This window comes from Amycolatopsis sp. lyj-108, from assembly GCF_046549005.1.
Lineage (GTDB): Bacteria > Actinomycetota > Actinomycetes > Mycobacteriales > Pseudonocardiaceae > Amycolatopsis.
Genome location: NZ_JAJPWQ010000007.1, coordinates 300,898 through 316,610 on the forward strand (window position 1 = coordinate 300,898; position 15,713 = coordinate 316,610).

General features: G+C 69.9%; 12 protein-coding genes. 8 read left to right on the plus strand and 4 right to left on the minus strand.

Annotated elements, in window-relative coordinates:
* Nucleotides 1-4 precede the first annotated feature (4 nt).
* From ACLJO0_RS25895 to ACLJO0_RS25905, 3 genes are read left to right on the plus strand one after another with little or no spacing between them, the layout of a single operon-like run.
* Complete coding sequence (locus tag ACLJO0_RS25895) at nt 5-1,903, plus strand: dipeptide/oligopeptide/nickel ABC transporter permease/ATP-binding protein (RefSeq protein WP_410581013.1); 1,899 nt, start codon at nt 5-7, stop codon at nt 1,901-1,903.
* Nucleotides 1,900-2,892, plus strand: a complete 993-nt coding sequence (locus ACLJO0_RS25900) for an ABC transporter ATP-binding protein (protein ID WP_410581014.1) — start codon at nt 1,900-1,902, stop codon at nt 2,890-2,892. Before ACLJO0_RS25895 ends, ACLJO0_RS25900 begins: the two co-directional genes overlap by 4 nt.
* Nucleotides 2,889-6,200: a serine hydrolase gene (locus tag ACLJO0_RS25905; protein ID WP_410581015.1), complete on the plus strand. Its 3,312-nt coding sequence runs from the start codon at nt 2,889-2,891 to the stop codon at nt 6,198-6,200. The genes ACLJO0_RS25900 and ACLJO0_RS25905 overlap by 4 nt, the downstream gene beginning before the upstream one ends.
* On the opposite strand, the gene ACLJO0_RS25910 is transcribed toward ACLJO0_RS25905, so the two are convergent.
* From ACLJO0_RS25910 to ACLJO0_RS25925, 4 genes are all read right to left on the minus strand, one after another.
* Nucleotides 6,197-6,391 carry a hypothetical protein gene (locus ACLJO0_RS25910; protein WP_125782913.1) on the minus strand — a complete coding sequence of 65 codons (195 nt, stop codon included), beginning with the start codon at nt 6,389-6,391 and terminating at the stop codon, nt 6,197-6,199. The genes ACLJO0_RS25905 and ACLJO0_RS25910 overlap by 4 nt on opposite strands.
* Before the next feature lie 482 nt (nt 6,392-6,873).
* Nucleotides 6,874-7,521, minus strand: coding sequence for a response regulator (locus ACLJO0_RS25915; protein WP_410581018.1), 648 nt, complete (start codon nt 7,519-7,521; stop codon nt 6,874-6,876).
* The gene (locus ACLJO0_RS25920; RefSeq protein ID WP_410581019.1) at nt 7,509-8,708 is read right to left on the minus strand and encodes a sensor histidine kinase; all 1,200 of its coding nucleotides are present in this window, start codon (nt 8,706-8,708) and stop codon (nt 7,509-7,511) included. The genes ACLJO0_RS25915 and ACLJO0_RS25920 overlap by 13 nt, the downstream gene beginning before the upstream one ends.
* 29 nt (nt 8,709-8,737) lie before the next feature.
* Nucleotides 8,738-9,451 (minus strand): TSUP family transporter, encoded by a 714-nt coding sequence (locus tag ACLJO0_RS25925; RefSeq protein ID WP_410581020.1) that lies wholly within the window; start codon nt 9,449-9,451, stop codon nt 8,738-8,740.
* A 178-nt stretch (nt 9,452-9,629) separates the two neighbouring features.
* Here ACLJO0_RS25925 and ald point away from each other — a divergent pair, with 178 nt between their 5' ends.
* The 5 genes from ald (at nt 9,630) to ACLJO0_RS25950 (ending at nt 15,698) form a co-directional block, all read left to right on the plus strand.
* Nucleotides 9,630-10,745: an alanine dehydrogenase gene (ald, locus tag ACLJO0_RS25930; protein ID WP_410581022.1), complete on the plus strand. Its 1,116-nt coding sequence runs from the start codon at nt 9,630-9,632 to the stop codon at nt 10,743-10,745.
* Between the two features lie 65 nt (nt 10,746-10,810).
* Entirely contained in the window at nt 10,811-12,274 is a 1,464-nt protein-coding gene (locus ACLJO0_RS25935; protein ID WP_410581024.1) for a PLP-dependent aminotransferase family protein, read from the plus strand.
* Between the two features lie 111 nt (nt 12,275-12,385).
* Complete coding sequence (locus ACLJO0_RS25940) at nt 12,386-14,050, plus strand: amidohydrolase (protein ID WP_410581026.1); 1,665 nt, start codon at nt 12,386-12,388, stop codon at nt 14,048-14,050.
* The gene (locus ACLJO0_RS25945) at nt 14,047-14,259 is read left to right on the plus strand and encodes a DUF3311 domain-containing protein (RefSeq protein ID WP_125795579.1); all 213 of its coding nucleotides are present in this window, start codon (nt 14,047-14,049) and stop codon (nt 14,257-14,259) included. The genes ACLJO0_RS25940 and ACLJO0_RS25945 overlap by 4 nt, the downstream gene beginning before the upstream one ends.
* On the plus strand, nt 14,259-15,698 hold the full coding sequence (locus ACLJO0_RS25950; protein ID WP_410581028.1) for a sodium:solute symporter family protein: 1,440 nt from the start codon (nt 14,259-14,261) through the stop codon (nt 15,696-15,698). The genes ACLJO0_RS25945 and ACLJO0_RS25950 overlap by 1 nt, the downstream gene beginning before the upstream one ends.
* Nucleotides 15,699-15,713 lie beyond the last annotated feature (15 nt).

Here is a 15,713-nt window from a genome sequence, read left to right on the forward strand (position 1 = left end):
TGACATGGCGAATCGGCGCGGAGCGAAATGGGCCGCGGCCCTGCGCACCCCGGTGGGCGGGTTCGCGGCGACCCTGCTGCTGGTGGTGATCGCGGTCGCGGTGCTGGCCCCGATCCTGTGGCACGACAACGCCTTCGCGATCGACACGGACGCGATCGGCCAGGGCCCGTCCGCCGCGCATTGGCTGGGCACCGACGATCTCGGCCGCGACATCCTCTTCCGTGTCCTGGTGGCGACCCGGCTTTCGGTGCTGCTGGCGCTGCTCGCGACGGTGATCGGGGTGGTGACCGGACTCGTCCTCGGCACCCTGCCTTCGCTGCTGCCCCGGCCGGCCGCCCGGCTGGTCACCTCGGCGGTGAACATCGCGGTCGCGTTCCCCGGGCTGCTGCTGGTGCTGTTCTTCTCGGTCATCTTCGGGGTCGGGACACACGGCGCGGTGCTGGCGGTCGGTTTCGCGCTGGCCCCGGCGTTCGCGCGGCTGGCGCAGACCCTGTCGGCTTCCGTGGCGGGCCAGGACTTCGTGTCCGCCGCGCGGATCTCCGGCGTCGGGCGGATCCGGTTGCTGGTGCGGCACATCCTGCCCAACATCGGTGAACCGCTGGTGGTGAACGCGACCATCGGCGCGGGCGCCTGCCTGCTGGCGTTCTCCGGGCTGTCGTTCCTCGGCATCGGCGTGCAGGCACCGGATTACGACTGGGGACGGCTGCTCGGCGAAGGGCTCAACGGGATCTACGTCAACCCGGCGGCCGCGCTCGCGCCCGGCGTCGCGGTGGTGCTGGCCGGGCTCGCCTTCAACCTGGTCGGCGAGACCGTGGCCGGCGTGATCGGCGTCCGGACCGGGCTGCGCAAACTCGCGCCACGGCCGGTCTTCCCGGCACGGGAGTCCTTCGAGCGCGACGAAGACGCCGTGCTGGTCGTGGAGAACCTCCAGGTGGCGTTCCCGCGTCCGTCGGGCTGGACCGTTCCCGTGCGCGGGGTGAGCTTCACCGTCCGCGCGGGCGAGGCGATCGGCGTCGTCGGCGAGTCGGGTTCGGGGAAGAGCCTGACCGGTCTGGCGGTGTCACGGCTGGTCGAAGCACCGGCCGTGGTCACCGCGGACCGGCTCGAATTCGCCGGGAAACCCCTGCTGACGACGCCGGAACGGGAGTTGCGCGGCCTGCTCGGCACGTCGCTGGCGATGGTGTTCCAGGATCCGATGACCTCCTTCAACCCGACCAGGCGGATCGGCCGCCAGCTGGCCGAGGTCGCCGAACAGCATCAGGGACTCCCACGCGCCAAGGCCTTCGAACGCGCCGTGGACCGGTTGCGCGCGGTGCGGATCCCGGCGGCCGAACGGCGTGCGCGGCAGTACCCGCACGAGTTCTCCGGCGGGATGCGGCAGCGCGCGATGATCGGCATGGGCCTGATGGGCGACCCGAAGCTGATCATCGCCGACGAACCGACCACGGCGCTGGACGTCACCGTGCAGCGGCAGCTGCTGCGGCTGCTGGCGCGCACCAGGACCGAACGGGACACGGCGATCATCCTGATCAGCCACGACATCGCGGTCGTTTCGCAGACTTGCGAGCGGATGCTGGTCATGTACGCCGGCCGGGTGGTCGAGGATCTGCCGTCGGCCGGGACGCCGCGGCATCCGTACACGCGGGCTCTGCTGGCGGCGACGGTCGACCTCGAGACCGATCGTGACGCGCCGCTCGCGGTGATCCCCGGCCGTCCGCCGGAACCGGATCGCGTGCCCACCGGCTGCGCCTTCGCCGACCGGTGTCCGGCGGTGACCGACCGGTGCCGTCTCGAAGACCCGGTGCTGGAGCGCGTGGAACCAGGGCATCGCGTCGCGTGCTGGCACCCGGCGCCGCTTTCCCGGCCCGCCAAGGAAACCGTGACCGCCGGAGGTGCGGAATGAGTGATCTCGTCTTCGACACGGTGAGCGTGCGATACGGCGGGCGGCGTGGACTCACCGCTGTCGACCGGGTCGGGCTGACCGTCCCTTCCGGACAGGTCGTCGGACTCGTCGGCGAATCGGGTTCGGGGAAATCGACGTTGGCCCGTGCCGCCGTCGGGCTCTCACCGATCAGCGAGGGACGGGTCCTGCTGGGCGGTGTCGACGTCCGGAAGCTGCCCCGGCGCCCTCCGCTGCAGATGGTGTTCCAGGATCCGTATTCCTCTTTGGACCCTCGGATGAGCATCGGGGAGTCGATCACCGAAGCGATTCCGCGTGGCGTGCTCCCCGGTCGCGCCGCGCGCCGGGAGGAGGTGGCCCGGCTGCTGGAGCTGGTGAACCTCGATCCCGAACGCGCGGGCCATTTGCCGGGGCAGCTTTCCGGCGGTCAGCGCCAGCGCGTGGCGCTCGCCCGTGCGCTGGCCGGACGGCCCGACGTGCTGATCGCCGACGAGATCACCTCCGCGCTCGACGTCTCGGTGCAGGGCGCGGTGCTCAACCTCGTCCGGTCCGTGCAACGGCGGCTGGGCCTGTCGATGCTGTTCATCTCGCACAACCTCGCGGTGATCCGCTATCTCAGCGACATCGTCGCCGTGATGTACCTCGGCCGGATCGTCGAGGTCGGCCCTGCCGAACAGGTGCTCAGCGATCCGCAGCATCCGTACACGCGCGATCTACTCGCCGCGGCGCCTTCCGCGCACACGTCGCTGTTCGACACCGGCGCGGACGAGGCGACCGCAGACACCGAGCCCGCCGACCCGCACCACCCGCCGTCCGGATGCCGCTACCACACCCGCTGCCCGGTCGGCCCGCTCGTCCGCGCCGACCGCGAACTCTGCCTCCAGGCGGACCCTGCCGACGACGCGGCACACCGACGTCATTCGGCGGCCTGCCACTTCAGCGAAAACGAGAGCCGCCGGCTCACGATCCCCCGAGGAGCGACCGCATCATGACCCGACGTCTCGGTCTCGACGACCTGTACGGAATCGCCGTCCCCAGCCAGCCCGCGCTCTCACCGGACGGCGACCGGATCGTCTACGTCCTGCGTACCGCGAACCGCGACGAGGACCGGAACGAGCACACGCTCTGGGAGATCGGCGCGACCGGCGGCGAAGCGCGACAGCTCACGCGCGGAACCACGGACCTGGCGCCGATGTGGGCGCCGGACGGTACGCGGATCGCGTTCCTCCGTGCCGAGGACGGCCCGCCGCAGGTGTGGTTCCTGCCGTCGTCGGGCGGGGAGGCCGAACGGATCACCGAACTCCCGCTCGGGGCGGGTGCCCCGGTCTGGAGCCCGGACGGCGGCAAGATCGCGTTCTCGGCCGCGACCGACCTGGCGGGCGGCGAGCCGGCACCGAACGCCCCGGTGGTGGCGGACCGGCTGGACTTCAAGGCCGACGGCGCCGGGCTGATCAAGACCATCCGCAAGCATCTGCACGTCCTCGACGTCGCCACGCGTGAAGTCCGGCAGGTGACCTTCGGCGATTGGCACGCGGGCGATCCCGCCTGGTCACCCGACGGCACGCTCCTGGCGTTCTCGGCCGGACGGGACGCCGACGCGGACCTGACCTTCCGGTCCGGCGCCTATGTTCTCGACGTGACCACGAAGGCCGCGGAACCGCGGCTGATCGGCTCCGGCGAGGGCATGGTGGGAACGGTCACTTGGACCGCGGAAGGGAGCGAGCTCCTGGTTGCAGGCCGGGTCGACACCGAAGTCGGCCACATCGGGTTGCTGCGGGTCCCGCTCCACGGCGGTGACCTCGTCGATCTGGCGTCCACTTTGGACCGGAACGTGATGGTCGGCGGCGCCGGCTATCCGGGCGCGCTGCCGAAGCTGACCGCGGACGGCGGTTCCGTGCTGTTCGGTCTCCGCGACCGAGGCTGCACCCATCTGTACCAAGTGGACACCGATGGCGGGAACCCGCGCGCGGTGTTGGCAGGCGCGGATCGCGTCGTGTCCGGAATGGACACAGCGAACGGGAGGATCGTGGTGGCCCTTGCCACGGCCACGTCGTTCGGCGAGATCGCCGTCGTCGATCAGGCCACCGGCGCCGTCGACGTGCGGACGAACCACGGTGCCTCGGTCGCCGAGGTGGAACTGTTCCGCCACGAGGAGCGGGAATTCACCATCGCGGACGGCACCGTCGTCCACGGCTGGCTGCTGCGTGACCCCGCCAGGTCGGTGGCGGCGCCGCTGTTGCTCGACATCCACGGCGGCCCGCACAACGCCTGGAACGGCGCGGCCGACTGGATCCACCTCTACCACCAGGCTCTCGTCGCGCGAGGCTGGGCGGTGCTGCTGCTCAACCCGCGCGGCAGCGACGGCTACGGCGAGGATTTCTACACGGGCGCCGTCGGCGGCTGGGGTGTCGCCGACGCCGCGGACTTCCTCGAACCGCTGGACCACCTGGTCGCCGAAGGGATCGCCGACGCCGACCGGCTCGCCGTGGCCGGGTACAGCTACGGCGGTTTCATGACCTGCTATCTGACCAGCCGCGACAACCGCTTCGCCGCTGCCGTCTCCGGCGGCGTGGTCAGTGACCTGACCAGTATGGAAGGCACCTCCGACGCCGGGCATTACCTGGCCGTCCGCGAGATCGGCGACCGGTCCCAGGGTTACGCGGAGTTCTCACCGTTCGCCAAAGTCGACCAGGTGCGGACGCCGACCCTGGTCGTCCAGGGCGCGGAAGACGAGCGCTGTCCGGTCGGCCAGGCCGAGCAGTGGTTCGGCGCGCTGCGTGCGCGTGGCGTCCCGACCCGGCTGGTGCTGTACCCGGGCGCTTCGCATCTGTTCGTCCTCGACGGCCCGCCCTCGCACCGCGTCGACTTCAACCGGCGCGTCCTCGAATGGGTCGAGCAGTACGCGGCTCCGGCGGACGGGGTGTCGCGCGTGCCGATCGAGGCCGCGCACTGGCAGCGGCGGCTGGCCGAACTCGCGCGCAAGTACCGCGTTCCCGGTGCGGCGCTGGGCATCACGCGGATCGGGGACGACGCGGAGACCCATGTGTCCCATGGCGTGCTGAACACGGCGACCGGCGTCGAAGTCACCGAAGACTCGGTGTTCCAGATCGGCTCGGTCTCCAAGGTGTGGACCGCGACCGTGGTGATGCGACTGGTCGACGAAGGACTCCTCGACCTGGACGCGCCGATCGCCGACGTCGTCCCCGAACTGCGGCTGGCCGATCCGGACGTCGCCAAACAGGTGACCATGCGGCATCTGCTGACGCACACCAGCGGGATCGACGGAGACGTCTTCACCGACACCGGGCGCGGCGACGACACCCTCGAGCGCTACGTCGAGATCCTCGACCAGGCCGCGCAGAACCACCCGCTCGGCGAGACTTTCTCTTACTGCAACTCGGGTTTCGTGCTGATGGGCCGGGTGATCGAGAAGCTCACCGGGCAGACCTGGGACGCGGCGATGCGGGAGAAACTGTTCACGCCGCTCGGCCTCACCCACACCGTGACGCTGCCCGAGGAAGCGTTGATGTTCCGCGCCGCCGTCGGTCACGTCGCCGGTGAGGACGAGGAACCGCGGCCCGCACCGATTTGGGGTCTCCCGAGGAACATGGGCCCGGCGGGTTTGATCACCGCCACAACCAAGGACGTGCTCGGCTTCGCCCGCCTGCACCTGACGGGCGGCCTGACTCCCTCCGGCGAGCGGATCCTGACCACGGCGTCCGTCGCCGCGATGGCCGAAAAGCAGGCCGACATCCCCGACAAGCACTCGCTCGGCGACTCGTGGGGTCTCGGCTGGATCCGCGACGACTGGAGCGGACGGCGGGTCATCGGCCACGACGGCAACACGATCGGGCAGTCCGCGTTCCTGCGGCTGCTGCCCGATCAAGGGCTCGCCGTCACCCTGCTCACCAACGGCGGCAACACCCGCGACCTGTTCCAGGAGCTGTACCGCGAGATCTTCGCCGAACTCGCCGACGTGGCGATGCCGCGGCCGCTGGAGCCGCCCGCGACACCGGTCACCGTCGACGGTTCGAGGCACGTCGGTGTCTACGAACGGGCCGGCGTGACGATGGAGGTACTGTCCGAAGGGGACGGACTCCGGCTCCGGCAGACCGTCACCGGGCCGCTCGCCGAACTCGTGCCGGAGAAGACGCAGGAGTTCGACCTCGTCCCGGTGACCGACTCGCTCTACGTCTGCCGTGAGCCGGGCGCGCGGACCTGGATGCCGGTCACCTTCTACACGTTGCCGACCGGGGAGCCGTACCTGCACCACGGAGTGCGTGCGACACCGAAGGTCTAGCTGCGACGCCGTGCCACGTAACGGATGACCAGAAGCACGATGCAGACGACCGAGACGCCTCCCGCGATCATGCGGAGGGTCCAGTCCATTCCCGCGAACTGTCCGATCGAGTTGGCGGCGGCGCTGACGAGGAGGACGAGCCAGAGGGAAGCGGTGACCATCGTGCCGCCGGCGTTTTTGGTGTCGTTCATGGGAAAGACGTTATGGAACGGCGCGGCGGGGGAACAGGGGAGTGACCCCCGTCGCGGGGTGGTGCTGGCGCTACCCCGCGACGCGTGCTGGGTTCCCAATGTCGCATTCGAGACCCTCAGCGTCTCGAATGCGACATTGGGAACTTGCCTGGCTGCCGGATCGCCACTTACGGCCCGTGGGGCGGCCAGTCACCTCAAGCCCTCAACGGTCATGTCGCGAAAGCCACTTTCGGGACGCTGGATGTCCCGAAAGTGGCTTTCGCGACATCTTGGCCGGGCGGTCGTGAGTGATTTGGGCCGTTAGGGCCAAGAGGGCGGGGTCCGGAACGCCACCTTGAGCCTCAGTAGCACCACCCACCACAACGGCAGCGCATGAAGGCCCCCTTCCCTCGGCTCAGCCGAGGGAAGGGGGCCTTCACGCCTTGCCGAGTACAGGAAGAGGCCTTCACGGACCGACCACCTGGCACGAGCCCGACGGGCGCTCAGCCCTTCCCGCTCAAGTAGGCGAGCACCGCCAGAACCCGCCGATGTCCGCTGTCCTCCGGCAACCCGAGTTTCGCGAAGATGTTCCGGATGTGCTTGTGCACGGCGCCATCGCTCACCACCAGCAGTTCGGCGATGGTCGTGTTGTTGTAGCCCTCCGCCATCAGCCCGAGCACCTCACGCTCGCGCGCGGTCAGCCCTTCGAGGGGATCGGTCGCCCGACGGTGCGCCATCAGCTGGGTGATCACCTCGGGATCCATCGCCGTTCCGCCCTTGACGACCCGGTCCAGCGCGTCGAGGAACTTCTCGACCTTCCCGACCCGCTCCTTGAGCAGGTACCCGACAGCGCCTTTGCCGTCGGCCAGGAGTTCCGCCGCGTAGCCGGTTTCGACGTGTGCGGACAGCACGAGTACGGGCAGTCCGGGATGCATCTTCCGCGCCTTGACGGCGGCACGGAGGCCTTCGTCGGTGTGGGTCGGCGGCAGCCGGACGTCGGTGATCACCGCGTCGGGACGGTCGTTGGTGACCAGTTCGAGGAACTCGTCCACATCGTCCACCGCCGCGGCGACGTCGATGCCGGATGTGTTCAGCAACATCACCAGGCCTTCGCGCAGCAGCGCGTCGTCCTCGACGATCACGACCCGCATGGCAACTCCACTTTCAGTACGGTCGGCCCACCGGCGGGGCTGGACAACTGCAAGGTCCCGTCGAACGCCTCGGCGCGTTTGCGGATCCCGGACAGGCCGGAGCCGCCGGATTCGTCGGCGCCGCCGTGGCCGTCGTCGCGGATTTCGATGAGCAGGGTGTCGGCGGTGCCGTTGAGGGTGATCCAGGCGTGTTCGGCGCCGGAGTGCTTGGTGATGTTGGTCAGCATCTCGGCGACGACGAAGTAGGCGGCCGCCTCCACCGCCGCGGGACGGCGGCTGCTGCTCAGAACGTCCACTGTGCACGGAACGGGGCAGCGATCGGCCAGCGCCGTGACGGCGCCGTCGAGACCGCGGTCGGTCAGCAGCGGCGGGTAGATGCTCCGTACGACGCTGCGAAGTTCGGCCAGCGCGCCGGTCGCGGTGTCCTGCGCCTTGCCCAGCAATTCCCTGGCCCGCTGAGGATCCCTGTCGAACAGCGAATCGGCGATTCCCAGTTGCAGTACCACCGCGGCGATCCTCGCCTGCGTCCCGTCGTGCAGATCGCGTTCCAGCCGCCGGAGTTCGGCGCCGTGCGCCTCCAGCGCGGCGGCACGTGACGCGGCCAGTTCGACGACGCGGTCGGTCAGCACGACACCGGGTGCGGGCGCGAGCAGCTTGCGCGCGATGGACGCCTGCCACCTGGCCAAGCGGGGGTACAGGAAGACGAGCGCGATCATGCCGACACCGGTGATCAGGCTGAGGGCGGCCATCGGCCACGACGTCACCATGAAACCGAGCGAACTCTGCACCCCACCGGGTATCGCCGGCCAGATGAACGCGGTGACCACCTGGCGGACCCCACCGAGCGGAAAGGCGATGGCGAAGATGCCGATGACGAAACCGGTGGCGGCGTGGAAGGCGAGCCACCCCAGGTCCCGTCGCGATGCCGGGTCGGTCACCGGGTTCCCGGACCGGTAAGGCTCGGGGATCGGCTCGTCGAGCAGGCGCGCCGCGCGACGGCGTTCGAAGTTGACCGGGTACCTGATCAGCTTGAGCGCGTGCGGCACCGCCGGGATCCCGACGCCGAACGGGCACATCAGCAGCACGAACAACATGCCGACGAGAACGAACCAGGAGACCATCGAAGAAGCCGCGCCGACCGCCAGGAACCGGATCGCGGACCAGCAGGACCGGAGCCGGGTGATCACCCGGACAGTCTCCCATCCGGGCCCGGGGGTCAGAACGCGGCGTGCCCCAGCGTCAGCACGCCACCGGCCGCCGAGAGGACGAGGACCGACCAGCGGACGGACCGGTCGCCGACGCGGCGGCTCAGCGCTCTGCCCAGCAGATCGCCCGCGAGAGCCGAGCCCGCGACCGCGAGGAGCACGCTCACGGGCACCTCCACCCAGCCGAGGCTCGGCAGCGCGACCACGCCGAGCAGGAAGAAGTAGATCGACAGCGTCCCGCGTGTCTCGTCCGCGCCCCAGCCCGCGCTCGCCCCGTACACCGCCACGGCGGGGCCGGAGAGCCCGGCGACGGAGTTCATCGCCGCGCTCAGCACGCCCGCGCCGATCGCACCCGTCCTCCCTGCCAGCCGTCTGCTGGTGACTCCGCTCGCAAGCACACCGACGGCGAGGACACAGCAACCGCCCGCGGCGAGCAGCAGTGGACGTTCGGGAGCGTTGCGCACCAGGAGCGCGACGACCGGCGTGCACACCACCGCGGGCACGGTCAACCAGACGACCTGCGCCCATCTGATCGACCGCCGATGCGTGATCGCGACCGCGAGATAGACCGGGAAACCGAGCAGCAGGGTGAGCCGGACGGCATCGAGCGGGCCGAGTGTCAGCGCCAGGAACGGCACGCACATCAGGGAAAGACCCATCCCGGAGAGGCGCTGGGCGACGACCCCGGCCGCCGCCGCCAGCGAAGTGATGGCCAGGGTTCCCACCCGTCCATGATGCGGGCCCGTGCGCACGCGGCGGTAGCCGGTGCCTGACGAGGACCTCATAGCCCGCGGCTATGACCACGAACTGGACCCGTCGATCGCGCGGATTCTGGCCCTTCTTGCCGTTCCAGTCGTGCCGCACGCTCAGCGTCACTGCCTTTGGAACAGACGGGAGCGTGAGATGAAGATCGGTGTCCCTCGTGAAGCCAAGAACCACGAGTACCGGGTCGCGGTGACGCCTGCGGGCGTACACGAGTTCACTTCGGCCGGGCATGAGGTGTTCGTCGAACGCGGCGCCGGGGAAGGGTCGTCCCTCCGCGACGAGGACTACGCCGCGGCCGGGGCGAAGGTGCTCGACAGCGCCGACGACGTCTGGGCGACCGGTGAGCTCGTGCTCAAGGTCAAGGAGCCGATCGCCGAGGAGTACCACCGGCTGCGGCGCGACCAGCTGCTGTTCACCTACCTGCACCTCGCCGCGAGCGAGCCGTGCACGCGGGCGCTGCTGGACGCGGGCACGACGTCGGTGGCGTATGAGACCGTGCAGCTGCCGAACGGTTCGCTGCCCCTGCTGTTCCCGATGAGCGAGGTCGCCGGTCGGCTGGCCCCGCAGGTCGGCGCGCAGACGCTGATGCGCGCCAACGGCGGGCGCGGGGTGCTCATCGGCGGCGTCTCCGGGGTGGCACCGGCGCGGGTGGTCGTCCTCGGCGCCGGTGTCGCGGGGATGAACGCGGTCGCCGGCGCGGCCGGGACCTGGGCCGACGTCGTCCTGTTCGACAAGAACGTCGACAAGCTCCGTGCCGCGGACCGGATGTACCAGGGCCGGATCCGCACCGCCGCGGCCAACGCGTACTCGATCGAAGAGGCCGTGCTCGAAGCGGACCTCGTGATCGGCGCGGTACTCGTGCCCGGTGCCAAGGCGCCGAGCCTGGTGTCGAACGAGCTGGTGTCCCGGATGAAGCCGGGCAGCGTGCTCGTCGACATCTCCGTCGACCAGGGCGGTTGCTTCGAGGACACGCGGCCGACGACGCACGCGGAGCCGACGTTCGCCGTGCACAACTCGGTGTTCTACTGCGTCGCCAACATGCCCGGCGCGGTCCCGCACACCTCGACGTACGCGCTGACCAACGTCACGCTGCCCTACGCGCTGGAGCTGGCGAACAACGGCCTCGCCGGGGCTGTCGCGCGGTGCCCGGAGCTGCGTGGCGGGGTCAGCACGGTGGACGGGCGGCTGACGTCCGCACCGGTCGGCGAGGCGCTCGGGATCGGCTCGGTCGCGCTCGACGACGTGCTCGGTTAGGTGGTGTCGGCCGGGATCTGGAGCTAGGTTCAGATCCCGGCCGAGTCGCCGTGAGGGAGGTGCCGTTGCCGCGAACATTGATCGAAATCGACCGGACGTCCGCCGAGCCGCTCTACCGGCAGGTGCGACGCGCGATCGAGCACGGCATCGCGATCGGCACGTTCGACCCGGCCCACCGGCTGCCGAGCTCGCGTGAGCTGGCCGCCGAACTGAGCGTTTCCCGCAACACCATCAACCTCGCGTACCAGGAGCTGGTCGCCGAAGGGTTCGTGGAGAGCCGCGAGCGCAGCGGGCTGTTCATCAACGCGGAGATGCGGCCGCACTGCGCGGTGCAGGAGCGGGGCACCAGCCCGGCCATCGACTGGAGCGCGCGGGTGCGCCGGTATCCGGACGCCGGAGTGCCGCACGTCGAGAAACGCGTGGACTGGCACACGTACCCGTATCCGTTCCTCGCCGGGCAGGTGGACGTCACGGCCTTCCCCGCGAGGTCGTGGACTCGCTGCCTGCGTGACGCGCTGTACCGGCCGCACGTGTTCCCGAGCCTGCAGGACAGCGTCGGTTCCGACGACCCGATGCTGGTCGACCTGATCTGCCGTCAGCTGCTCACCGCGCGGGGAATCGAAGCCGACCCGTCCGAGGTGCTGATCACCGTCGGCTCGCAGCAGGGGCTCGATCTGCTCGGCCGCGCGCTGCTCGGCCCGGACAGCGTCGTGGCGATGGAGAACCCGGGCTACCTCGACGCCCGGCACATCTTCCTGCGCACCGGCGCCGAACTACGCGGCCTCGACGTCGATCAGAGCGGCCTGCGCCCGCCGGAGACGCTCGACGGCGTCGATCTGCTCTACCTCACCCCGAGCCATCACCATCCGACGAACGCGACGTTGAGCATCGGCCGCCGCCGACGGCTGCTCGATCTCGCCGCGAGCGCGGGCACGGTGCTCGTCGAGGACGACTACGACAGCGAATTCCGGTACCACGGCAGCCCCACGCCCGCGCTCAAGGCGCTCGACGGCACCGGGGACGCGATCTACCTCGGCACTTTCTCCAAGTTCCTGTCACCGGGCCTGCGGCTGGGATACCTGGTCGGACCGCGCGAACTGGTGAAGGAGCTGCGCGAGATCCGGCGGTACGTGCTGCGGCATCCACCCGGTCACCTGCAACGGGCACTGGCGTTGCTCATCGACAGCGGCGAGTACCACCGTTCCCTGCGGCGCTACCGCACGAAGCTGATGCGGAAATGGGAGGCGACCGGCGCCGCGGTCGCCGAGCATCTGCCGTGGGCGCAGACGGCGTATCCGCCGGGCGGGGTCAGCCTCTGGATGACCGGACCGTCCGAACTGGACTGCCGGGCGCTGATGGACCGCGCCGAGCGCGACGGCGTCCTGATCGAGCGCGGTGACATCTTCTTCGTCGGGGAAAGCCCGCCGCGGAACCACTTCCGGATCGGTTTCGCGGCCGTGCCGTTGCGCGACATCGATCCTGGTATCCGCCTGCTCGGCGAGGCCTGCCGCGATCTCCTCGGCGGCTGAGCGGTAACTGGTACCACCGCACCGGAGCGTTCTGGACCTGTTCAGGCGGCCAGATGTGCCGCACTGTCTGGGGATCCTTCGTGAGCCAGGACACGTCGCCAGGAGGTCCGTGTGGTGGAGTTCGTTCGAGAAGATCCCCGGGGTGCCGCCGATTTCGTCGCCCTCGGTGGCACCGTGCTCACCCTCGACCCGGCGGGGAGACGGGTCCGCGCGCTGGCCGCGAGCGGTGGGCGGGTCACCGCGCTGGGCTCCGAACGCGAAGTATCGAAGCTGATCGGGCCGGGAACCACCGTGCTCGATCTGGCCGGGCGCACGGTGATCCCCGGTTTCGTGGAGTCCCACAACCATCCGGCGTTCTTCGGCATGACGCTGGCCGCGCCGGTCGACGCCGGCAGCCCGCCCAACGACACCATCGCCGACATCGTCGGCCGGGTCGCCCAGGCGGCCAAGGATCTCGGGCCGGGGGAGTGGATCCGCGGTTTCCGGTACGACGACACGCTGCTCGCGGACGGTCGTCACCCGACGCGCGCGGACCTCGACCCCGTCTCCGGCCGCAATCCCGTGGTCCTCACCCACGTTTCGGGGCATTTCTGCACCGCGAACTCGCTCGCCCTGCACGAAGTCGGGATCACCGCCGGGACACCGGATCCACCCGGCGGGCTCATCGTGCGTGACGCCAGGGGCGAGCCGACCGGGGTGCTCGTCGAGACGGCGGCCTTCCTGGTCACGTCCCGGCTGCCCGGCCAGAGCGCCGGCGAACTCGCCGAAGCCCTGCTCCTGGCGGACGAGGAATACCTCGCCAACGGCGTGACCTCCGTGCACGACACCGGCATCGGGCTCATCGGCGGCGGCGCCGAGCTCGAGGCGTACGCGCTGCTGCGGCGGGCCGGGAAACTGCGTGTCCGGGTGCGCGGGTACCTGTTCGACGGGCTCCTCCCCGGCCTGGACGAAGGCAGGCCGGAAGCGCCGGACGTCAGGGGCGCGGACGACAAGTTCGCGATGACGGGCGTGAAGATCGTCGCGGACGGGTCGATCCAGGGCAAGACCGGCTGCCTCGCGGAGGGCTACACCTGCGACCCGGACGAGCACGGCATGATGCTGCTCGAACCCGCCGACCTCGGCCGCCGGATCGCCGCGCTCGACGCGGCGGGCTGGCAGGTCGCCGTGCACGGCAACGGCGACGCGGCGATCGACGCGATCATCGACGGCTACTCGCGGCTGGGCTCGCCGCACGGCAGCGGCAGGCGGCACCGGATCGAACACTGCCAGACGGTGCGCGAAGACCAGCTGGACCGGATGGCCGCCCACGACGTCCTCGCGTCGTTCTTCGTCAAACACGTCTACTACTGGGGCGACCGGCATCGTGACGTCTTCCTCGGGCCCGAACGGGCGCGTCGGATCAGCCCGCTGGTTTCGGCCCGCTCGCGGGGAATCCACTTCGGACTGCATTCGGACACGCCGGTGACCCCGGTGCCGCCGCTGGAAGGGATCTGGTGCGCCGTCCGCCGGATCACCAGACAGGGCAAGGTGCTCGGCCCCGAGCAGGCGGTCGACGTCGACGCCGCGTTGCGCGGCTACACGATCGACGCCGCGTACCTGGCGGGCGAGGAGGACATCAAGGGCAGCCTGGAGATCGGGAAGCTCGCCGATCTCGCGGTGCTGTCCGGCGACCCCACCATGATCGACCCGGACCGGATCCGCGAGCTGACCGTGGACGCCACCGTCAGCGGCGGTGAGGTCGTCTGGCGGCGCGAGACGACGGGAGCACGCCGATGATCCGGAGCTGGCCAAGTGTCCTTATAGGACTGTTTGTCCCCGCTTTCGCCCTGCTGGCCGGAATTCTCCTGCTGTCCGGATCGACGGCATCGGTGTTCGGTATCCCGGTGCTGTTCTTCTGGGTGTTCTGCTGCTGCCCGCTGACCACGCTGTGCCTGTGGATCAGCTGGCGTTTCTTCGACCGTGCCCACTACCCGGAGGACGACTGATGCTGATCGCGATCGTGGCGGTGGTGATGGCGGGTTCGATCGGGCTCGCGGTGTGGGCCGGGAGGTCCACGCGTGGCGGCGGGATCTCCGAGTTCCTCGTCGGCGGCCGGTCGTTCCCGGCGTGGCTGGTGTACTTCCTCGCGGTCGGCGAGGTGTACAGCATCGGGACGATGATCGGCTTCCCGAGCGGGATCTACGCGCACGGCGCGAGCTACGGGATCTGGTTCCTCGGCTACATCCTGCTCGCGTACTCGCTGGGCTACTTCCTGGCCCCGCTGGTGTGGCGGGCGGCGAAACGGTACGACGCGATGACCGTGCCGGACGTGTTCGGACGGCATTTCGGCAGCAGGCGGCTCGAGCTGATCACCTGTGTCACGATGCTGATCGCGCTGATCCCGTGGGGGCAGTACCAGTTCATCGGTCTCCAGGTGGTGTTGAGCAATTTGGGGCTGCGGTTGGATCCCCTGCAGTGCGTGGTGCTGGCGGGCATCGTGGCGTTCGTCTACATCGCTGTCTCCGGGGTGCGGTCGCCCGCGTTCGTGTCGATCCTCAAGGACGTGTTCATGCTGGTCGGCGTGGTACTCGTCGGGGTGGCGGTGGTACTCGCCGCCGGCGGGACCGCCAAGGTCAGCGGACCCGAGGTGCTCAGCGCGGCCCAGACCACCATGGGCGGTTCGGATCTGACGTTCGCGATGACGACGATCCTCTTCCAGAGCGTCGTGTTCTACCTCGGTTTCGGTGGGGCGTACGTGTTCCCGGCCCGTTCCGAACGCGCGGTGAAGAGCTCGACCGTGTGGATGCCGATGTACATGCTGATCTACCCGTTCCTGGTGCTGGCCGCCTACTACGGCGTGCGCGCGCATCCGGATCTGGACAACCCGAACACCGTGTTCATGGTGACCGCCAAGGGTTTGCTGCCCGACTGGTTGCTGGGCCTTGTCGCCGCCGGAGCCGCGCTGTCGGGCGTGCTCGTACTCGCCGCGACCGCGCTCACCATCGGCGGGATGGTCTGCCGCAACCTCGCGCCGAACATCCCCGCCGCGGCGCAGCGCCGGTGGACCGTCCTCGCGGTGGCGAGTTTCCTGGTGCTGGCGGCGGTACTGACGCTCGTCGCCTCGACGTTGATGCTCACCATCCTGAACCTGACCTACAACCTGCTGGCGCAGGTCGTCCCCGGCTGGCTCGCGATCCTGTTCGTGCGCCGGGTGCGGACGGCCGCGGTCGCGGCGGGGATGGTCACCGGGGTGATCACCGCGATCGTCCTGTACGTCACCGGCGCGACGTTCGGCGGTGTCAACGCGGGTCTGGTGTCGCTCGGGGTGAACCTGGCCGTGGTGCTGATCTGGAGCCTGATGGCGCCGGACCAGGCGCGGACCCCGGTGGCGCGGTCGGCCGAAAGCGCTCCGGCCGCCGAGGCGGTTCCCTCACTCAGCCGGTGATGCGGTGGTCCGTGA